The organism is Angustibacter peucedani (assembly GCF_054779595.1).
Map to the genome: position 1 here is coordinate 1 of NZ_BAAGXY010000049.1, position 19,970 is coordinate 19,970.

The 19,970-nt window shown below is 73.0% G+C and carries 14 protein-coding genes; 5 read left to right on the top strand and 9 right to left on the bottom strand.

Features of this window, described 5'->3' with window-relative positions:
- Positions 1 to 3,002 (bottom strand): excinuclease ABC subunit UvrA (gene uvrA, locus ACYVJ4_RS10155; RefSeq protein WP_460460011.1); only part of this gene is annotated, 3,002 nt, incomplete at its 3' end.
- A 122-nt stretch (positions 3,003 to 3,124) separates the two neighbouring features.
- Here uvrA and ACYVJ4_RS10160 point away from each other — a divergent pair.
- Both ACYVJ4_RS10160 and ACYVJ4_RS10165 read left to right on the top strand, forming a co-directional pair.
- Positions 3,125 to 3,838: a maleylpyruvate isomerase family mycothiol-dependent enzyme gene (locus ACYVJ4_RS10160; RefSeq protein WP_460460012.1), complete on the top strand. Its 714-nt coding sequence runs from the start codon at positions 3,125 to 3,127 to the stop codon at positions 3,836 to 3,838.
- On the top strand, positions 3,838 to 4,515 hold the full coding sequence (locus ACYVJ4_RS10165) for an MBL fold metallo-hydrolase (protein WP_460460024.1): 678 nt from the start codon (positions 3,838 to 3,840) through the stop codon (positions 4,513 to 4,515). Before ACYVJ4_RS10160 ends, ACYVJ4_RS10165 begins: the two co-directional genes overlap by 1 nt.
- A gap of 4 nt (positions 4,516 to 4,519) precedes the next feature.
- Here ACYVJ4_RS10165 and ACYVJ4_RS10170 read toward each other — a convergent pair whose 3' ends face one another.
- The 7 genes from ACYVJ4_RS10170 to ACYVJ4_RS10200 form a co-directional block, all read right to left on the bottom strand.
- Positions 4,520 to 5,506, bottom strand: coding sequence for a TerC family protein (locus ACYVJ4_RS10170; RefSeq protein WP_460460013.1), 987 nt, complete (start codon positions 5,504 to 5,506; stop codon positions 4,520 to 4,522).
- Between the two features lie 174 nt (positions 5,507 to 5,680).
- The gene (locus ACYVJ4_RS10175) at positions 5,681 to 6,517 is read right to left on the bottom strand and encodes a DUF72 domain-containing protein (RefSeq protein WP_460460014.1); all 837 of its coding nucleotides are present in this window, start codon (positions 6,515 to 6,517) and stop codon (positions 5,681 to 5,683) included.
- A gap of 23 nt (positions 6,518 to 6,540) precedes the next feature.
- Positions 6,541 to 8,646, bottom strand: coding sequence for an excinuclease ABC subunit UvrB (gene uvrB, locus ACYVJ4_RS10180; protein WP_460460015.1), 2,106 nt, complete (start codon positions 8,644 to 8,646; stop codon positions 6,541 to 6,543).
- Between the two features lie 42 nt (positions 8,647 to 8,688).
- On the bottom strand, positions 8,689 to 9,894 hold the full coding sequence (coaE, locus tag ACYVJ4_RS10185) for a dephospho-CoA kinase (protein ID WP_460460016.1): 1,206 nt from the start codon (positions 9,892 to 9,894) through the stop codon (positions 8,689 to 8,691).
- A gap of 82 nt (positions 9,895 to 9,976) precedes the next feature.
- The gene (gene rpsA, locus ACYVJ4_RS10190; protein ID WP_460460017.1) at positions 9,977 to 11,491 is read right to left on the bottom strand and encodes a 30S ribosomal protein S1; all 1,515 of its coding nucleotides are present in this window, start codon (positions 11,489 to 11,491) and stop codon (positions 9,977 to 9,979) included.
- A gap of 104 nt (positions 11,492 to 11,595) precedes the next feature.
- Positions 11,596 to 12,585 (bottom strand): phosphotransferase family protein, encoded by a 990-nt coding sequence (locus tag ACYVJ4_RS10195; RefSeq protein ID WP_460460018.1) that lies wholly within the window; start codon positions 12,583 to 12,585, stop codon positions 11,596 to 11,598.
- A 61-nt stretch (positions 12,586 to 12,646) separates the two neighbouring features.
- Positions 12,647 to 14,458, bottom strand: a complete 1,812-nt coding sequence (locus tag ACYVJ4_RS10200; protein ID WP_460460019.1) for a substrate-binding domain-containing protein — start codon at positions 14,456 to 14,458, stop codon at positions 12,647 to 12,649.
- A gap of 172 nt (positions 14,459 to 14,630) precedes the next feature.
- Here ACYVJ4_RS10200 and ACYVJ4_RS10205 point away from each other — a divergent pair, with 172 nt between their 5' ends.
- Complete coding sequence (locus ACYVJ4_RS10205) at positions 14,631 to 15,431, top strand: class I SAM-dependent methyltransferase (RefSeq protein ID WP_460460020.1); 801 nt, start codon at positions 14,631 to 14,633, stop codon at positions 15,429 to 15,431.
- Between the two features lie 56 nt (positions 15,432 to 15,487).
- Here the strand turns inward: ACYVJ4_RS10205 and ACYVJ4_RS10210 are convergent, their stop codons facing one another.
- Positions 15,488 to 16,486, bottom strand: coding sequence for a PorA family protein (locus tag ACYVJ4_RS10210; protein WP_460460021.1), 999 nt, complete (start codon positions 16,484 to 16,486; stop codon positions 15,488 to 15,490).
- A gap of 168 nt (positions 16,487 to 16,654) precedes the next feature.
- Here ACYVJ4_RS10210 and ACYVJ4_RS10215 point away from each other — a divergent pair, with 168 nt between their 5' ends.
- Positions 16,655 to 18,583 (top strand): hypothetical protein, encoded by a 1,929-nt coding sequence (locus ACYVJ4_RS10215; RefSeq protein ID WP_460460022.1) that lies wholly within the window; start codon positions 16,655 to 16,657, stop codon positions 18,581 to 18,583.
- Positions 18,580 to 19,758 carry an acyltransferase family protein gene (locus ACYVJ4_RS10220; protein WP_460460023.1) on the top strand — a complete coding sequence of 393 codons (1,179 nt, stop codon included), beginning with the start codon at positions 18,580 to 18,582 and terminating at the stop codon, positions 19,756 to 19,758. Before ACYVJ4_RS10215 ends, ACYVJ4_RS10220 begins: the two co-directional genes overlap by 4 nt.
- The last annotated feature ends 212 nt before the right edge of the window (positions 19,759 to 19,970 follow it).

The following is a 19,970-nucleotide window of genomic DNA, read 5'->3' on the forward strand; positions in this document are numbered from 1 at the left end:
GTGGCCGTGGCCTTCTTCGCGGTGGCCTTCGTGGCCGTGGCCTTCTTCGCGGTGGCCTTCTTCGCGGTGGCCTTCTTCGCAGCGGTCCCCCGCGTCGACGTCATCGCCCGGGCGGCACGCGCCGCGGCCACCGGCCGCGAGGTGCTGACCGGCACGTGCCGGCCGTTGGCCAGCACCGACGCGAGGAACTGCCCGGTGTAGGACGACGCGTGCGCGGCGACCTGCTCGGGCGTGCCCTCGGCCACGACGACCCCACCGCCCGAGCCCCCCTCGGGACCCATGTCGACGAGCCAGTCGGCGCTCTTGATGACGTCGAGGTTGTGCTCGATGACGATGACGGTGTTGCCCTTGTCGACCAGGCCCTGCAGGACGAGCAGCAGCTTGCGGATGTCCTCGAAGTGCAGACCCGTGGTCGGCTCGTCGAGCACGTAGACCGTGCGACCGGTCGAGCGCTTCTGCAGCTCGCTGGCGAGCTTGACGCGCTGGGCCTCGCCGCCCGACAGCGTCGTCGCGGGCTGCCCCAGCCGCACGTAGCCGAGGCCGACGTCGACGAGCGTCGTCAGGTGCCGGCTGATCGCGGGGACGGCGGCGAAGAACGTCGCGGCCTCCTCGATCGGCATGTCGAGGACGTCGCTGATCGTCTTGCCCTTGAAGTGCACCTCGAGGGTCTCGCGGTTGTAGCGCGCCCCGTGGCAGACCTCGCACGGGACGTAGACGTCCGGCAGGAAGTTCATCTCGATCTTGATCGTGCCGTCGCCGGCGCAGTTCTCGCAGCGACCGCCCTTGACGTTGAACGAGAACCGGCCGGGCAGATAGCCGCGGATCTTGGCCTCGGTGGTCTCGGCGAACAGCCGGCGCACGTGGTCGAACACCCCGGTGTAGGTGGCGGGGTTCGAGCGCGGCGTGCGGCCGATCGGGCTCTGGTCGACGTGCACGACCTTGTCGAGCTGGTCGAGGCCCTGCACCGTGCGGTGCCGGCCGGGGACGTGGCGGGCGCCGTTCAGCTTGTTGGCCATGACGTTGTAGAGGATGTCGTTGACCAGGGTGGACTTGCCCGACCCCGACACCCCGGTGACCGCGACGAAGCACCCGACCGGGAACGAGACGTCGATGCCCTGCAGGTTGTGCTCGCGCGCACCGACGACACGCACCTGGCGCTCGGGGTCGACGGCGCGGCGCTCGGCCGGCAGCGCGATCTCGCGGCGGCCGGAGAGGTACTGCCCCGTCATCGAGGTCTTGTGCGTCAGCAGGCCCTTGACCGAGCCCGAGTGGACGACGTGGCCGCCGTGCTCTCCGGCGCCGGGGCCGATGTCGACGACCCAGTCGGCCTGACGGATCGTGTCCTCGTCGTGCTCGACGACGATCAGCGTGTTGCCGAGGTCGCGCAGCCGGGTCAGGGTGCCGATCAGCCGGTGGTTGTCGCGCTGGTGCAGCCCGATGCTCGGCTCGTCCAGCACGTAGAGCACGCCGACGAGGCCGGAGCCGATCTGCGTGGCGAGCCGGATCCGCTGCGCCTCGCCGCCGGACAGGGTGCCCGACGCGCGGTCGAGCGAGAGGTAGTCGAGCCCGACGTCCAGCAGGAAGCCGAGGCGCGCCTGGATCTCCTTGAGCACCCGCTCGGCGATCTGCTTCTCGCGCGCCGTGAGGGTCAGTGTGCCGAGGAACTCGGCGCATTCGGCGATCGGCTTGCTGCAGACGGCCGAGATGGACTGCCCGCCGAGCAGCACGGCCAGGGACTCGGGCTTGAGCCGCGCGCCGCCGCACACCGGGCACGGCACCTCGCGCATGTAGCCCTCGTAGCGCTCGCGGCTCCACTCGGAGTCGGTCTCGGAGTGCCGGCGCTGGACGAACGGGATCGCGCCCTCGAAGCCGGTGGTGTACGAGCGCTCGCGGCCGAACCGGTTGCGGTACCGGACGTGGACCTCGTAGTTCTCGCCGTGCAGCAGGGCCTCGCGCGCCCGCTCGGGCAGGGCCCGCCACGGGACGTCGACGCGGAAGCCGAGCTGGTCGCCCAGCGCCTTGACCAGGCGCTGGAAGTAGTCGGCCGAGCCCTGGGTCCACGGGGCGATGGCGCCCTCGGCGAGGGTCAGCTCGTCGTCCGGCACGAGCAGCTCGGGGTCGACCTCGAGCCGCGTGCCGAGGCCCGTGCACTCGGGGCACGCGCCGAAGGGGCTGTTGAAGGAGAACGAGCGAGGCTCGATCTCGTCCATCGCCAGCGGGTGGTCGTTGGGGCAGGCCATCTTCTCGGAGAAGCGCCGCTCGCGGGACGGGTCCTTGGCGTCGAGGTCGACGAGCTCGACCACGACGATGCCGCCGGCCAGGCCGAGCGCGGTCTCGACCGAGTCGGTGAGCCGGCGCTTGGCCGAGGCCTTGGCGACCAGCCGGTCGACCACGACGTCGATCGAGTGCTTGAGCTTCTTCTCCAGCGTCGGGGGCTCGGCCAGGCCGACCACCTCGCCGTCGACCCGGGCCCGCGAGAAGCCCTTGGACTGCAGCTCGCGGAACAGGTCGGCGTACTCCCCCTTGCGTGCACGCACCACGGGCGCCAGCACCTGGAAGCGCGTGCCCTCGGGCAGCTCGAGCAGCCGGTCGACGATCTGCTGCGGCGTCTGCCGGGTGACCGGCTCGCCGCAGACCGGGCAGTGCGGACGACCGGCCCGGGCGAAGAGCAGGCGCAGGTAGTCGTAGACCTCGGTGATGGTGCCGACGGTCGAGCGCGGGTTGCGCGAGGTGGACTTCTGGTCGATCGAGACCGCGGGCGACAGGCCCTCGATGAAGTCGACGTCCGGCTTGTCCATCTGGCCCAGGAACTGGCGGGCGTAGGCCGACAGGGACTCGACGTAGCGCCGCTGGCCCTCGGCGAAGATCGTGTCGAACGCGAGCGATGACTTGCCCGAGCCGGACAGGCCGGTGAAGACGATCATGGCGTCGCGCGGCAGGTCGAGCGAGACGTCCTTGAGGTTGTGCTCGCGCGCGCCGCGCACGATCAGGCTGTCGGCCACGGTGGGCTCGCTCCCGAGGGGTCGAGGTCTGGCCCCGGGCGCCTCGTGGGGCGGCCCGGGACGGGTCGCGACCATGCTAGGTGGCCCCACCGACAACGGCCGCGCGGAGTAGGTTCGCCCCCATGACGGCCTTCGCTGACGACCCGCTGCTGGCCCAGGTCTGCGAGCAGACCGACCGCCTGCTGAGCACGGCCCGGGCGCTGGACGACGACGCCGTCCGGGCGCCGTCCGGCCTGCCCGGCTGGACGCGGGGCCACGTGCTCACCCACGTCGCCCGCAACGCCGACGGCCTGTCGAACGTCGCCTCGAGCGCGGTCACCGGCGAGATCACCCCCATGTACGCCTCGCAGGAGGCCCGCGACGCCGCCATCGAGGCGGGAGCCGGTCGATCGGCGTCCGACCTGGAGGCCGACGTCGAGAGCAGCGCCGAGCGCCTGCTCTCGCTCCTGGCGGCGGTGCCCGAGGACGGTCTGGACGTCGAGGTGCCGTCCGGACGCGGCCCGACGATGCGGGTGCGCGACGTGCTGTGGCTGCGCCTGCGGGAGGTCGTCTACCACCACGTCGACCTCGGCGCCGGCTTCACCTTCGCCGACGCCCCGGCCGAGCTTCTGCGGACGGCGCTGGCCGAGTGCCCGCCGCGGATGACCCGGGCCACGCCCGGCGCGACCGTCTCGGCCACCTACCCCGACGGCGCCGTCGAGCAGCTCGTCGTCGGCGACGGCGCCGTGGCGGTGAGCGGCCCGGCGTCCGCCGTGCTGGCCTGGCTCACCGGCCGGTCCGACGGCGACGGGCTCGAGCACGCCGAGCCGCTCCCGACCCTGCCGAGCTGGGGCTGATCGCCGTGGCACCGAGCGGCTACACCGGCGACGTCGTCCACGGCGGCCCCAGCGACGTGCGCGAGCTGACCCACCTGGTCGTGCGCAAGGCCAGCGTGAGCGAGCAGGACAACAACGCCTACCTGCTGACCTGCCGGCACACCGGCGAGCAGCTGCTGGTCGACGCCGCCGACGAGCCTGAGCGCGTGCGCGCCCTGGTCGACGAGGGCACCGGCTGGCTGGACGCCGTTGTGACCACCCACCGGCACTGGGACCACCACCGCGCGCTCGCCGACGTGGTCGAGCACACCGGGGCGCGGGTGCTCGCCGGCGCGGACGACGCCGACGAGCTCCCGGTGCCCGTGGGGCAGCGGCTCGAGCACGGCGACCGGATCACGTTCGGCGACGTCGAGCTCGAGGTCGTGCACCTGCGCGGCCACACGCCGGGGTCGGTGGCGCTTCTCTACCGCGACCCCGACGGTCCCCCGCACCTGTTCACCGGCGACTCGCTGTTCCCCGGCGGCGTCGGCAACACCTTCGGCGACGTCGCCGCCTTCACCTCGTTGATCGCGGACGTCGAGCAGCGGCTGTTCGACGTCCTGCCCGACGACACGTGGTTCTACCCGGGGCACGGCGCCGACTCCACCCTCGGCGCCGAGCGTCCGCACCTCGCCGGGTGGCGCGAGCGCGGCTGGTAGCCCCTCAGCCGGCGGCGCGGACCTGGTCGCGCCGGGTCTTGGCCAGGCTGGCCACCGCCGTCACGACGAGCGTGCCGACGATGACGACCAGCGAGAGCCAGATCGGGATGTCCGGGGCCCAGCCGACGTGCTCGCCGCCGTTGACGAACGGCAGCTCGTTCTCGTGCAGCGCGTGCAGGACGAGCTTGACGCCGATGAAGAACAGCAGGAACGCCAAGCCGAGGCTGAGGTACACCAGCCGCTGCAGCAGCCCGCCGATGAGGAAGTACAGCTGGCGCAGCCCCATCAGCGCGAAGATGTTGGCCATCAGCACCAGGTAGGGCTCCTTGGTGAGCCCGTAGATCGCGGGGATCGAGTCCAGCGCGAACAGCAGGTCGGTGGTGCCGAGGGCGATGAGAACGATGAGCATCGGCGTGATGAGGCGCTTGCCGTTCTCGACGACGGTCAGCCGCACGCCGTGGTACTCGTCGGTGGCCGGCAGGTGGTTGCGCGTCCAGCGGATCAGGGCGTTCTCGTCGTAGTCGTCCTCGTCGGACTGGCCCTCGCGCGCCAGGTGGATCGCCGTGTAGACCAGGAAGGCGCCGAACAGGTAGAAGATCCAGCTGAAGTTGTTGATCGCCGCGGCGCCGACGCCGATGAAGATCCCGCGGAACACCAGCGCCAGGATGATGCCGATCAGCAGCGCGGTCTGCTGCAGCTTCCGCGGCACCGCGAACTTGGCCATGATGATCAAGAAGATGAACAGGTTGTCGACCGACAGGCTGTACTCGGTCAGCCACCCGGCGTAGAACTCGGCGGCGAACTTCCCGCCGGAGAAGAACCACACGCCGAGCCCGAAAACCACGGCGGCGCCGACGAAGAAGGCCAGGTGCCGGGCCGACTCCCCCATCGACGGCTCGTGCGGACGACGGCCGATGACGAAGACGTCGACGAGCAGGAAGGCCAGGGCCACGCCGACGGTGGCCAGCCAGACCCAGGTGTGGACGTTCACGGTGCAGGTTCCTCCGGTCAGTCGAGACGCGGCGACGTCAGGACGACGCGCCGTGCTGCTGCCGGAGGTCTCTCCCACCCGTGGTGGGCCGGCTCCCCGGGTCGGTGCGCTGCACCGGACCGTGATGACGAGGACGCCGCCAGGGGATACTCCCCTCCGTCGTACGGGAACAGCCTACCGGTCGTCCGGCCCCGGGCCCGCACCCAGCCGCATCGCGAGACCGATCGCGTCGTGCGGCGCAAAGCCCTTGGCGTCGTTGTCGAAGTACACGTAGGCGTCCAGGCCGGTCTCGGTCCAGCCGCGCACCTTGTCGGCCCAGGCGTCGAGGGCGGACGACGAGTACCCGCTGGCGTACAGCTCGACGTCCCCGTGCAAGCGCGCGTAGACGAAGTCCGCGGTCACGGCCTCGATCGTGGGCCAGGTCCGTGCGGTGTCGGCGACCACGGCGGCGACCCCGTGCCGCTCGAGCAGCCCCAGGGCAGCGGGCTCGCCGAAGCTCGCGTGCCGGGCCTCGAGGGCGTGCCGCAACGGTCGGTCGACACCCGCGTCCAGGAACGCCTCCGCCACCCGCTGGTCGTGTTCGGCTGCCAGCGCCGCCGCGGCCGCGGTCGTCCTCGGCAGCAACGACAAGAAGGCATCGACGACCTCGCCGTCGAACGGGAAGGTCGCCGGCAGCTGCCACAGCGACGGGCCGAGCGCGTCGCCGAGGGCGAGCGGGCCGCTGGCGTAGAAGTTGGCCAACGGGACGCGGACGTCGCGCAGCCGCTTCATGTGGGTGATGAAGCGTGGGCCCTTGACCGAGAACACGAAGCCCTCCGGGACCTGCCGGCGCCAGGAGGCGAAGCTGGCCGGTTGCTGCAGGGCGTAGAAGGTGCCGTTGACCTCGATGGTGCGCAGCTTCGACGCGGCGTGCTCGAGCTCACGCCGGTGCGGCAGGCCCTTCGGGTAGAAGTCGCCGCGCCAGGGCGCGTACGTCCAGCCCGAGATCCCCACCCGCGCCGTGCCCGCCATCCTGCGACGGTAGCGGCGCGCCGTCAGGCCTGCCCGGCGCCCTGCATCGCCCGCAGCTCCTTCTTCAGGTCGCCGATCTCGTCGCGCAGGCGAGCCGCGAGCTCGAACTGCAGCTCGGCGGCGGCCGAGTGCATCTGGTCGGACAGCTGCTGGATCAGGTCGGCCAGGTCGGCCGCCGGCAGCGTCGCGAGCCGGTGGCCCTCGGACTGCTGCCCGCGCGAGCCGAGACCCGGGACGGGGGCCTTGCCGCGCGACTGGTTGCGGCCGGAGCCGCCGAGCAGCTCCGCGGTGTCGGCGTCCTCCTTGCTGATCAGGTCGGTGATGTCGGCGATCTTCTTGCGCAGCGGCGTGGGGTCGACCCCGCGCTCGGTGTTGTAGGCCACCTGCTTGGCCCGGCGCCGGTTGGTCTCGTCGATGGCCTGCTGCATCGAGGGCGTGATGGTGTCGGCGTACATGTGCACCTGGCCGGACACGTTGCGGGCCGCGCGGCCGATGGTCTGGATCAGCGACTTGGACGAGCGCAGGAAGCCCTCCTTGTCGGCGTCCAGGATGCTGACCAGCGACACCTCGGGCAGGTCGAGGCCCTCGCGCAGCAGGTTGATGCCGACCAGGACGTCGAACTCGCCGAGGCGCAGCTCGCGCAGCAGCTCGACCCGGCGCAGCGTGTCGACCTCGGAGTGCAGGTAGCGCACCTGGACGCCCTGCTCGAGCAGGTAGTCGGTGAGGTCCTCGGCCATCTTCTTGGTCAGCGTCGTGACCAGCACGCGCTCGTCGCGCGCCGCGCGCTCGCGGATCTCGTGCAGCAGGTCGTCGATCTGGCCCTTGGTCGGCTTGAGCACGACCTCGGGGTCGACCAGGCCGGTCGGACGGATGATCTGCTCGACGACGCCGTCGCCCTTGGCCAGCTCGTAGTCGCCGGGGGTCGCCGACAGGTAGACGGTCTGGCCGATCCGCTCGAGGAACTCCTCCCACCGCAGCGGACGGTTGTCCATCGCGCTGGGCAGCCGGAAGCCGTGGTCGACCAGCGCGCGCTTGCGCGACATGTCGCCCTCGAACATCGCGCCGATCTGCGGCACCGTGACGTGCGACTCGTCGATGACGAGCAGGAAGTCCTCGGGGAAGTAGTCGAGCAGCGTGTTGGGCGCGCTGCCGGCGCTGCGGCCGTCGATGTGGCGGCTGTAGTTCTCGATGCCGGAGCACGAGCCGACCTGCCGCATCATCTCGATGTCGTACGTGGTGCGCATGCGCAGGCGCTGGGCCTCGAGCAGCTTGCCCTGACGCTCGAGCTCGGCCAGCCGCTGCTCGAGCTCGGCCTCGATGCTGCCGATGGCGCGCTCCATGCGCTCGGGGCCGGCGACGTAGTGCGTCGCCGGGAAGACGTACATCTCCTGCTCCTCGTGCACGATCTCGCCGGTGAGCGGGTGCAGCGTGTAGATCCGCTCGATCTCGTCGCCGAAGAACTCGATCCGGATCGCGAGCTCCTCGTACACCGGGATGATCTCGACCGTGTCGCCGCGCACCCGGAAGGTGCCGCGGGTGAAGGCCAGGTCGTTGCGGGTGTACTGCATCTGCACGAAGCGGCGCAGCAGCTGGTCGCGCTCGATGCTGTCGCCGACCTTGAGGCGTGCCATGCGGTCGACGTACTCCTGCGGCGTGCCGAGGCCGTAGATGCACGACACCGACGCCACCACGATGACGTCGCGACGGGTGAGCAGGGAGTTGGTGGCCGAGTGCCGCAGCCGCTCGACCTCGTCGTTGATCGACGAGTCCTTCTCGATGTAGGTGTCCGTCTGCGCGATGTACGCCTCGGGCTGGTAGTAGTCGTAATACGAGACGAAGTACTCGACGGCGTTGTGCGGCAGCAGCTCGCGGAACTCGTTGGCCAGCTGGGCGGCGAGCGTCTTGTTGGGCGCCATCACCAGCGTCGGCCGCTGCACCTGCTCGACCAGCCAGGCCGTGGTCGCGGACTTGCCGGTGCCGGTGGCGCCCAGCAGCACGACGTCCTGCTCGCCGGACTCGACCCGGCGCTTGAGGTCGGCGATGGCCGTGGGCTGGTCGCCGGAGGGGGTGAACTCGGACACGACCTCGAAGGGGGCCACACGGCGCTGCAGGTCGGTCTTCGGTCTCATGGGTCCACGGTATGTCGGCCCACCGACAGCGGGCGACCGGCGTCAGGTCGCGGGCGGCGACCAGCCGGTGGTGGCGGCCCAGGCCAGGGCCCGCTGCAGCGCCGCCCCGAACGCCGGCTCCTTCGCGTCCTGGTACTGCTCGCGGGTGGCCGAGCGCTGCGCCAGGTCCTGCTTGAGCGCCGCGTACGCGGCCCGTTCCTCGGGCACGGCCCGCCACCAGTCGCGCAGCAGCAGCGCGGTGCGCCAGCCCGGGCTGCCGACCACCCGGACGTGCAGGTGCGCCGGGCGGCCAGGATCGGCGGACGCGTGGAACCGCTTGGCCCAGGCGTCCGGTGCGGCGCCGCCTTCCATTTCTCGTTGCGGCGTGTCGGTGCCAACGCCCCGCACCAGGGGGAAGCCAGCCGAGCCCAGCGCTGCGGTCACCGCCTCGGCGTCCGCGAACGAGGCCACACCTAGCTGCAGGTCGACGACGTCCTTGGCCGCCAGCCCCGGCACGGACGTCGACCCGACGTGCGCGGTGCCGCGACCGAAGGCCCCGGCGGCCAGGTCGACGCGCGCGGCCAGCCGGGCCGCCTGCGCGGGCCAGGTGCCGTCGTAGGGCACCAGCTCGGCGGCGCTCGACCGCGCCGCCCGGCGTCCGGAGCGCACGTTCTGCTCGAACGGCACCAGCCGCTCGTGCCACAGCCGAGCGAGGTCGGCCGCGACGACGGCGACCGGGCGGTCGTTGTCGAGCCAGACGTCCGCGGCCGCGCGGCGCTGCTCGTCGGTGGCCTGCGCTCGCAGCCGGGCCCGCGCGTCGTCCTCGGACATCCCCCGGGTGCGCACCAGCCGCTCGACCCGCACGTCCTCGGGCGCGGCGACGACCAGCACCAGGTGGTACAGCGCGCCCATGTGCTTCTCGACGACCAGCGGCACGTCGTGGACGACGACCGCGTCCTCGGGCGCCGCCGCGACCAGCTCGCCGGTGCGCCCGGCCACCAGCGGGTGCGTGATCGCCTCGAGCGCCCGGCGACGGTCCGGGTCGGCGAACACCAGCGCCCCCAGGGCCGCGCGGTCGAGGGACCCGTCGTCCGCCAGCACCTGCTCGCCGAACTCCTGGACGACGGCTGCCAGCCCGGGCGTGCCCGGCGCGACGACCTCGCGAGCCAGCGCGTCGGCGTCCACCACCACGGCGCCCAGGTCGCGCAGCGCGGCGGCCACCGTCGACTTGCCCGCCCCGATCCCACCGGTGAGCCCGATCCTCAGCACGGGCCGACCCTATCCGGGACCTCCGGACGCACCGAGGGCCCCGCACCAGGTCGGTGCGGGGCCCTCGGCGAGGCGCGGTGGATCAGGCGCCGGTGAGCTTCTCGCGCAGGGCGGCCAGAGCCTCGTCGGAGGCCAGCGTGCCCTCGCCCGACGCCTGGGCGGCGTCGGCCGGCGTGGCAGCAGCGGCGCTGCTCTCGGAGCCGGAGCCGGACTCCGAGGAGTAGGACGTCGGGGCGTCGCCCTCGGCGCGGGCCTCGGAGTCGGCCTTGGCCGCCTCCTCGATCTGCGTCTTGTGCGCCTCCCAGCGGGAGTGGGCCTCGGCGTACTGCTTCTCCCAGACCTCGCGCTGCGACTCGTAGCCCTCGAGCCACTCGTTGGTCTCGGGGTCGAAGCCCTCGGGGTACTTGTAGTTGCCCTGGTCGTCGTACTCGGCGGCCATGCCGTACAGCGTCGGGTCGAACTCGGTGACCTGCGCCGCGGTGCCGTCGTTCGCCTGCTTGAGCGACAGCGAGATGCGCCGGCGCTCGAGGTCGATGTCGATGACCTTGACGAAGATCGAGTCGCCGACCTGCACGACCTGCTCGGGGATCTCGACGTGGCGCTCGGCCAGCTCGGAGATGTGCACCAGGCCCTCGATGCCCTCGTCGACGCGGACGAACGCGCCGAACGGGACGAGCTTGGTGACCTTGCCCGGGACGACCTGGCCGATCGCGTGCGTGCGCGCGAACTGCTGCCAGGGGTCCTCCTGCGTCGCCTTGAGCGACAGCGAGACGCGCTCGCGGTCCATGTCGACGTCGAGCACCTCGACGGTGACCTCCTGGCCCACCTCGACGACCTCGCTCGGGTGGTCGATGTGCTTCCAGGACAGCTCGGAGACGTGCACCAGGCCGTCGACCCCGCCGAGGTCGACGAACGCGCCGAAGTTGACGATCGAGGAGACGACGCCCGAGCGGACCTGGCCCTTCTGCAGCGTCTGCAGGAAGGTCTGGCGCACCTCGGACTGGGTCTGCTCGAGCCACGCGCGGCGCGACAGGACGACGTTGTTGCGGTTCTTGTCGAGCTCGATGATCTTGGCCTCGAGCTCCTTGCCGACGTACGGCTGCAGGTCGCGCACGCGGCGCATCTCGACCAGCGACGCGGGCAGGAAGCCGCGCAGGCCGATGTCGAGGATCAGACCGCCCTTGACGACCTCGATCACCGTGCCGGTGACGATGCCGTCCTCCTCCTTGACCTTCTCGATCGTGCCCCAGGCGCGCTCGTACTGCGCGCGCTTCTTGGACAGGATGAGACGACCCTCCTTGTCCTCCTTCTGGAGGACGAGCGCCTCGACGTCGTCACCGACGGAGACGACCTCGTTGGGGTCGACGTCGTGCTTGATGGAGAGCTCTCGCGAGGGGATGACGCCCTCGGTCTTGTAGCCGATGTCGAGCAGGACCTCGTCCCGGTCGACCTTGACGATGACCCCTTCGACGATGTCGCCGTCGTTGAAGTACTTGATGGTCTCGTCGATGGCGGCGAGGAAGTCCTCGGCCGAACCGATGTCGTTGACCGCCACCTGGGGGGTGGTCTTGGTCTGCTCGGCGGTGCTGGCAGTCATGTAGTGGGGGCTCCGATGCGGACAGGAAGTCGTCGTGGACAGAAAAATGGGTTTGGTCGCACACGTGTGCGACGTACCAGCCTATCGAGCCGGTCCACCACCGGTCAACGCGGCCCCCGGGCGTGCGCCCGTGCTCGCAGCGCCCCTCGCGCCAGCTCCACCGGCGGCGGCGCGGCGGCCCCGCGCTCGGGGCGCGCGGCCAGGTCGAGCAGCGAGAACAGGTCCAGGTCGGCCGCCCGCCCGAGCCAGTCGTCGTCGTGCGAGGACGCCGTCGAGCTGGTGCCGTCCTCGTACAGCCCGGCGTGCAGCGCGTCGACGAGCCCGCGCCGGAACGCCGTCCAGGACGCGACGCCGGGGCCGCCCGCACCGACGCCGTGGTCGGCACCGCGCAGCAGGTTGCCGACGTCCTCGGCCCAGTCGCCGCCGTGCGCGTGCTCCCAGTCCAGGACGGCGCGCAGCCGGCCGGTGTTGGGGTCGATCAGCAGGTTCTTGCCGTTCAGGTCGCCGTGCACGAGCGAGGCGGGACGCACCTCGCCCATCGCCAGCCGCTGCGAGGCCGCGAGCACCGTCGGCCGCAGCCCCGGGGTGCTGCGGCGTCCCAGCCCGGCCGCCGCCAGCCCGGGCTCGAGGTGCTCGAACCACGCCTGCACCGACTGCTGGTACGCCGGCCACTCCCCCACGTGCAGGTCGGAGTCCAGCAGCGGGCCGTGCTCGTCCAGCCGAACGGTGCGCAGCCGCGACACCAGCCGCGCGCACTGGCGGCCGAGGGCGTTGGACGCCGGCAGCGGCAGCCCGCGGTCGAGCAGCAGGTCGGCCCGCTGGCCCTCGACGCCGGCGGTCACGATGTACGGCGGCAGGCCGGCGAGCCCGCGCGGCTCGGCGGCCAGGACCTTCGGCAGCGGCACCAGACCCGACACCCGCCGCATCACGGCGAGGTCGACGACGGCGCGCTGCGGCTGGTCGACGTACAGGCGGATGTACGCCCGCTCGCGGAACCACATCCCGGTGAACGTCTCGCCGCTGTGACCCCCGCTCGCGCGCTGCGGGTCGTGCAGCACCTTGGCGGCCAGGCGCAACGGGTCGGACGACGGCATCCGCACATGATGACGCACCGCCGGGCCCCTCACCGCGCGGACGGACGCGCGTGTCGCCCGCTCAGCTGGTGAGGCTGGCCAGCAGCACCTGCTCGATGTCGGCGGGGCTGCGGGCGGTGAAGCTCTCACCCCCGGTGGCGCGGGCGATCGCGGCCAGCGAGGTCGCGTCGGCCTGCTGGCCGTACGCGATGGTGAAGACGCGGACCGGGCGGTCGGCGTCCTGCTCCTTCTTCAACGTCGCCAGCAGGTTGCGCAACGAGATGCTGCCGGGGTCGTCGTTGCGGCCGTCGCTCAGCACGACGACGACGTCGGTGTCGGGTCGCCACTGGTGGCGCATCGCGCGCACGGCGGCGAGCGTCGTGTCGTAGAGCCCGGTGTCGCCGCGCGCGGTCAGGCCGGAGATGCCGGCCAGCACGGCCTCGCGCCGCGTGGCCCCGCCCACCGCGTCCGACGCCGTGCCGAGCGGCACGACGACCTGGTGGTCGCTCGCGCCGTCCAGCCGTCGGGAGAAGGCCCACAGCCCGATCGACGAGCGGTCGGAGAACGAGGTGACCGCGGCGCGCAGCGCCTGCTGCGCCAGCTGCAGCCGGCTCAGGCCGAGCTTGGGCACCTGCTGCTTCATCGAACCCGACACGTCGACCGCGAGCAGCACCGAGCCCCGCCGCTCGAGCGCCGACCAGGACTGCAGCGCCCGGTTGATGGAGGCCAGCGTCGGCTGCGACAGCTCGAGCCGCGGCACCGGCACCTCGCGGGCCGCGGCGCCGACGCCCACCGTCGCCGGACCGGCCGCGCTGCCCGCGGCCGCCGACGGCACGCGCCACCCCGCGTCCGCGAACGCGGTGCTGCCCTCGGCGGAGGTCAGGTACACGCGGAAGGCCTCGGCGGCGGTCATGGCCCGGGCCCGGTCGAGCGTCGTGCCGTACAGCGGCAGGTATCCGACCTTGGACGCCGCGCCGCTCACACCGACGGTCACCGCGGCCAGCCGCACGCGCGGGCCGGTGGCGTTGAAGGCGCGCACCTCGCGCTCGGTGGACGGCGTGATGGTCGAGCGCTTCAGCGCGTCCTGCGTCGACAGCGTCGGGTCCGCCAGCGGCGCGAGCGCCCGGTGCTCGTCGATCGAGAGGTCGTCGAGCGCGTTCTGCACTCGAAGCATGCCGCCGCGCAGCTGCGCGGCGCTGGACTGGCCGGTGTCGAGCCGGGCGAACAGCGTCATCAGGCCGTCGAGCCCGGCGGACGACGTCTGGGGCGCCTGCCAGCCCACGCGCACCCGGCCCCACTCGGGGTGGCCGAACACCCCCCAGCCGCGGGGGTCCTGCGCGAGGCCGACCAGCTGGTCGAGCTCGGCGCCGCGGGCCGGCCAGCCGATCGCGCGCGCCATCGGCTCGGGGACGGCCGCGACGACCGGGGAGCTCGCCACCACCGAGAAGACGTCGGGCAGCAGCCGGTCGACCTCGGGCCGGCGCGAGAGCACCTTGGCCCAGGTGGCCGACTCGGGCACCCAGACGTCGAAGCCGGGGTCGCGCCGCTGCTCGGCCGCCTGCACCAGGGCGGTCTCGACGTCCGCGACGTCGCGGGCGGTCACCTCCACGCTCACGCAGGCGTCGCCGACCTGCGGCCTTGTGCGCTGGAAGGCGCCGGCCTCCCGGGTCACGGCGTCGAGCACCGACGGCGAGGTGACGACGCGCAGCAGGACCGGGCTGCCGGAGCACGAGGCGGCGCCGCGCGCCTGGTAGCCCCAGAAGGCCAGCCCGGTCGTGCCCAGGGCCACGACCAGCAGGGTCACGAGCAGCCCGAACGTGCGGCCGCGGTGGCGGGAACGGCGGGCGCGGTGACGCGAGCGCGCCTGGGCGCGGGTCATCGGCTGGGTCGTCATGCTGGTCTTCCCCCGGTCACGATCTGTGCTGACGTGCGGTCGAGCAGCGCTGCGACCCGGCCAGATGGTGACACAGAATCACCGGGACGGGCAGGCGTTGGGCGGAACGGGTGCTGTGACCCGGGTCATGCCGCCGGGACGGTGACGCTGCGTGACTCGGCAGGATGGTGGGGTGCCGCACGAGCCCGTCGACGACGTGACGCGTCGTCCTGCCGACCAGCGCGAGAGCGCGGCCGCGAACCAGCGCTGGTGGGACGCCGAGGCGGCCGACTACTACCGCGAGCACGGCGCGTTCCTCGGCGACGACCGCTTCGTCTGGGGCCCCGAGGGCCTGGACGAGGCCGACGCCGGCCTGCTCGGCCCGGTCGCCGGACGTCGGGTGCTCGAGATCGGCGCCGGCGCGGCGCAGTGCTCGCGGTGGCTGGCCCGCCAGGGCGCCCGCGTCGTGGCCAGCGACCTGTCCGGCGCGATGCTGCGCCAGGGCGTGGCCATCGACCGGGCCACCCGCGTGCCGGCGGTGCAGGCCGACGCCTGCGCCCTGCCGCTCGCCGGCGAGAGCGTCGACCTGGCCTGCTCGGCCTACGGCGCGGTCCCGTTCGTGGCCGACAGCGCCGGGCTGATGCGCGAGGTGGCCCGGGTGCTGCGCCCCGGCGGCCGGTGGGTGTTCTCGACGTCGCACCCGGTGCGCTGGGCCCTGCCCGACGACCCGGGCGAGGCCGGGCTCGTCGTCCGGACGTCGTACTTCGACCGCACGCCCTACGTCGAGGAGGGCGTCGACGGACGCGCTACCTACGTCGAGCACCACCGCACGCTGGGCGACCGGGTGCGCGAGCTCGTCGCGGCGGGGTTCGTGCTCGAGGACGTGGTCGAGCCGGAGTGGCCCGACGGCCACGACCAGACCTGGGGCGGGTGGAGCCCGCTGCGCGGCCGGCTGGTGCCCGGCACCGCGGTCTTCGTCAGCCGCAAGGGCTGACGGCACGACGAGGGGCCGGGAGCAGCTGCTCCCGGCCCCTCGTCAGGTGCGTGCGGTCAGACGCCTGCGGCGACCGGCTGCCCGCGGTGGGCCGCCCCGTCGTCGCCGTCGCGGCGCCGACCGCCCAGGATCAGGAACAGCCCCAGCAGCAGGAGCACCAGCCCGATGACGATGCCGCCGACGGGGACCGTCGTGCGCAGCGCCTTGAGCAGCGAGCCCTTGGTGCCCCAGTCCTCGGCGTTCTTCTTCACCGTCGCGTCGGAGTAGCCGATGGTGCCGACCGTCACCGGTGCGGCGGGCAGGCCCGCGGCCTCGAGCCGCTTGTTCTGCTGCTCCTGGCCCTTGATGATCACGCCGGTGTTGGGCTCGATCCACAGCGTCCGGATGTTCTCGTAGACCAGCTGCGCGTCGACCGGCTGGTCGGTGCCGAACAGGCTGCCGGGCAGCGCGGTGCGCGGCTCGCCCACCGGCTCCGGGCCGAGCTTCTGCTCGAACTTGTAGACCGTGACGCCGTCGAGCTTCTCGGTGCTGACGTAGTTGATCGGCTCGGCGCGGTCGAGGTCGCCGTCCCAGAACTTGTACGTCTTCTTCTGCACGTCGAACGGGAACTTGAAGAACAACCCCTCGTGCGTGACCGGCTCGGTCGCGCTCGGGTTGTCGAGGTCGCCGGTCGACACGAAGTCGCCGCAGCAGTTCGAGGCCTCGGCGGTCTTGCGGTTGAAGGACACGCCCTCCTGGCTGAAGCTCAGCTGCCCGATACCCACGGCCTCGGAGGTCACGCCGGTCTGCCAGAACGCCTGGCCGTCCTTGCCGTTGACCTTGCCGGGGATGCCGCGCACCTGGCGGGTGCTGCGCAGCTGGACGTCGCGGAGCACCTCGACGCCGTCGGCCGACGCCCGCAGGGCCGACATGCCGCTGCCCTCGGACACCGACGTGGACTTCTGGTCGAGCTTGACCGTCGCGAGACGGTCGTACAGCACCGGACGTGCGAGCGCCCCGATGACGAGGACTGCCACCCCGATCGTGGCGATGACGAAGCCGAGAACCCGGCGCATACGACCTCCCTGTCGCGAATCTGCTGCGCGGACACTACCAGCGAGTAGGCTTCGTCGAGGCGCATCTGGGGACGGAACGCGCGCGCGTCGCGCCACGGTGCCGGTTCGTCCCTTCTGCCCTCCGCCCCAACGCCTCCCAACGCCTCCCGACGCCGCCGAGGACCGCCCGTGCCGACCGGAACGACCAGCAGCACCGACGTGCCGTCGACCGCGCCGGACGACGGCACCGCGCTGGACTGGGCGGCCATGCGGTCCGCCGCGGCGGGCTGGCTCGGCCGGCTCACCGGTTCTGACCGTGCCGCTGTCGGCGTGGTGCTGGTGCACCTGGTTCCCGTCGCGTGGCTGGTCGTCGGCGGCGGGCTCTACCTCGACGACCTGCGGGCGCAGGCGTACGCGCGCGGGCGGTCGCTGTGGCCGTTCGTCGTCGAGTCCAACGGCACCCACCTCGCCCCCGGCGCCCGGCTCGTCGACTGGCTGCAGGCGACGTACTGGCCGCTGCAGCAGTGGCCGGCCACGGTGCTGACCCTGGCGCTGCACGTCGCGCTCGGCGCGGCGCTCTGGCTGCTGCTGCGCGAGCTCGTCGGCCCACGGCCCGGCGCGGTCGTGGTGCTCGCCCTCGGCCTGCTCACCCCGGCGCTGGTGCCGATGACGGCCTGGTTCCGCCAGGTGCTGACCACCGGCAGCGTCCTGGTCTGCGCGCTGCTCGCGGTCCTCGCCGCCGTGCGGTTCGCGCGCGACCCCGGCACCCGGCGGCTGCTGCTGGTCGTGCTGCCGGTCGCGGTGGGGCTGCTCTTCTCCGAGCGCGCGCTGGCCGCGGCCGCCGTCGCCGTGGCCACCGTCGTCCTGCTGCCCACGGGCCGCCCGCTGCGCCGGCGGGTGCGGTTCGCCGTCCCGCTCGCGGTCGCGCTGGGGCTGCTGTCGGCCGGGTACCTCGCGGTCTACGGGCGCGGCGACTACGACGGCGGGCACACCGTCGGGCTGACGGTCGCCGACGCCGGGCGACTGGTGTGGCGGGCCGTCGTCACCGGCGTCGTCCCGGCCCTGCTCGGTGGTCCCCTGGCCTGGCGCGACAGCGGACCGGCGTTCTCGGTGGGGGGTGCGCGGCCCGCGTTCGTCGTCGGGGCCTGGGTCGTCGTGCTGCTCGGCGCGCTGCTGGCCGCGCGGCGCGGCGGCTGGCGCGCCCGGGTCGCCGGGCCGGCGCTCGTCGCGCTGGCGTACGTCCTGCCGGTGCTCGCCATGGTGTTCGTCGGCCGGTACGCGGGCTTCGGTCCGGCCACGGGCGACGACCTGCGGCTGTACAGCGACTGCGCGATCGCGCTGCTGGTCGCCGCGGCCGTCGGCGTGCTCGGGCTGCGCCCGGCGACGTCCGGCGCCCGCTCGGCCGCCCGTCGTTCCCGCCCGCCGAACCGCACGGCCACGGCCGTGGTGCTCGTCGCCGTGGCCGTCGCCTCGGTCGTGTCGTGGAACGGCTTCGCCCGCCAGTGGCACACCAACGCCAGCCCCGCGTACCTGTCCGCGCTGGACGCCGGCCTCGACCGGGTCGCACGGTTCCCCGCTTCTCCCCCGGCGGTCGTGATGCCCACGCCCGTGCCGGACGACGTCATCCCGGGCTGGTTCGAGGACGAGCTGACCACCACCGACTTGGTGCTGCTCAGCCACCCTGGCCTGCAGACCTCGCTCGCCGACGGACCGGTTCTGCAGGTCGGTCCGACCGGCGCGGTCTCCACGGCCCGGCCGCAGACGCTCGGGGCGAGCTCGCCGCCGAGCTCGGGCTACTGCGGCACGTCCGTGCCCGCCGCCCCGGCCGAGCCGGTGACGATCTCGCTGCGCGACCGCGTGCCCTACTACCGCGGCATGCTGCTGAGCGTGCAGGTGCTGACCCTGTCGCCCACGACGCTGCAGCTCGACGTCGTCTCCGGCGACGGCGGCGTGCACCCGGCGTCGGCGCTGGTGCCGGCCACCCTCGACCCGGGCCCGCACACGCTCCTGGTGCCGGTGCCGTTCGGCGCGGACGTCGGCGCGGTGCGCGTGCACCCGTCGTCCCAGCACGTCTGCGTCCCGCAGGTGCAGGTGGTGGCCCCGAGGACCGGGTCATGAAGCAGCACCTCGGCTCGCTCGACGGCGTGCGCGCGATCGCGGTGCTCGCCGTGATGACGACGCACGTCGGGTTCCTGTCCGGCGCCACCGGCGGCCACGTGCTGCCCGGGCTGCTGAGCCGGTTCGACATCGGCGTCGCGTTCTTCTTCGTGCTCAGCGGGTTCCTGCTCTACACGCCGCACGTGCGCGCCGGCTACGGCGGCACCCCGGCTCCCGACGTCCGGCGCTACGCCCTGCACCGGGTCACCCGGATCGTGCCGGCGTGGCTCGTGGTGCTGCCCACGACCCTGATGCTCGTCGACGGCGCCCGCCGCGCCCCGGCCGGGCACTGGCTGGCCAACCTGCTGATGGTGCAGACCTGGAAGGCCGAGTGGCAGGTGCCGGGCCTGAACCACCTGTGGAGCCTGTCGACCGAGATGGCCTTCTACGTCGCGCTGCCGCTGCTGGCGCTGCTCGTCTCCCGGCTGGCCCGGCGCGACGGCCGGCGTGACGCCGGCCGCGAGCTGGTGCTGCTCGGGCTCGTGCTGGTGCTGGCCTGGGCCTGGCGGCTGGTGGCGATCCACGGGGTGCTCGGGCTGCCGTACGCCGGGCTGCAGTGGCTGCCGGCCACGCTCGACTGGTTCGCGGCCGGCATGCTGCTCGCCGTCGTCCGCCGGCGCAGCCTGGACGGCGACCCGCGGTTCGTCGCGGTGGCCGAGGTCGTGCGCGCGGCGACCACGCCGCTGCGCCTCGGCGCGCTGCTGCTGCTGTGGCTGGTGACGACCCGCCTGGCTGGCCCGTACGACCTGCGGTTCGCGTCGGCGTCCGAGGACCTGCTCAAGCACGTCGGCTACACGGTGATCGCGACGCTCGTGATCGCGCCGTGCGTGCTCGGCGCCACCGACGGCTTCACCCGCTGGCTGGGGTCGGGCCCGATGCGCTGGCTCGGGACCATCAGCTACGGCCTGTTCCTGTGGCACCTGCCGGTGCTCTACGTGGTGCGGCAGGTGCTCGACCGCGGCATCTTCGCCGGCGGCTTCTGGGTCTCGTGGCTGCTGACGCTCGTGATCAGCGTGTTGGTCGCCTCGATCAGCTGGTACCTGCTGGAGCAGCCGCTGCTGGAGCGGGTGCGTCGTCGCGACGGGCCGCGGTCCGAGGTGGCCGACCAGGTCGAGCGCTCCGCCGTCCCGGGCTGAGCGCAGCCGCCAGCACCGCGACCACCAGCACCTGCCCGGCGGCGCCGCGGTTGGTCGCGAGCGCGTCGGGCCACGGGGCCCAGGCGCACCACCCGACGAGCAGGACGCCGGTCGCCACCAGCAGCGGGGGCGGCGACCCGGCCGGACGCCGGACGACGGCCGACGCCGCGGCCACGGCCACCGCCGCCACGAGCCCGGGCCACCCGGCCAGC

Coding starts and splice junctions, on each gene's coding strand:
- ACYVJ4_RS10220 (WP_460460023.1), top strand. CDS start 18,580: ATGAAGCAGCACCTCGGCTCGCTCGACGGCGTGCGCGCGATCGCGGTG.
- ACYVJ4_RS10175 (WP_460460014.1), bottom strand. CDS start 6,517: ATGGCGGGCACGGCGCGGGTGGGGATCTCGGGCTGGACGTACGCGCCC.
- ACYVJ4_RS10200 (WP_460460019.1), bottom strand. CDS start 14,458: ATGACGACCCAGCCGATGACCCGCGCCCAGGCGCGCTCGCGTCACCGC.
- ACYVJ4_RS10195 (WP_460460018.1), bottom strand. CDS start 12,585: ATGCCGTCGTCCGACCCGTTGCGCCTGGCCGCCAAGGTGCTGCACGAC.
- ACYVJ4_RS10160 (WP_460460012.1), top strand. CDS start 3,125: ATGACGGCCTTCGCTGACGACCCGCTGCTGGCCCAGGTCTGCGAGCAG.
- ACYVJ4_RS10210 (WP_460460021.1), bottom strand. CDS start 16,486: ATGCGCCGGGTTCTCGGCTTCGTCATCGCCACGATCGGGGTGGCAGTC.
- rpsA (WP_460460017.1), bottom strand. CDS start 11,491: ATGACTGCCAGCACCGCCGAGCAGACCAAGACCACCCCCCAGGTGGCG.
- uvrB (WP_460460015.1), bottom strand. CDS start 8,646: ATGAGACCGAAGACCGACCTGCAGCGCCGTGTGGCCCCCTTCGAGGTC.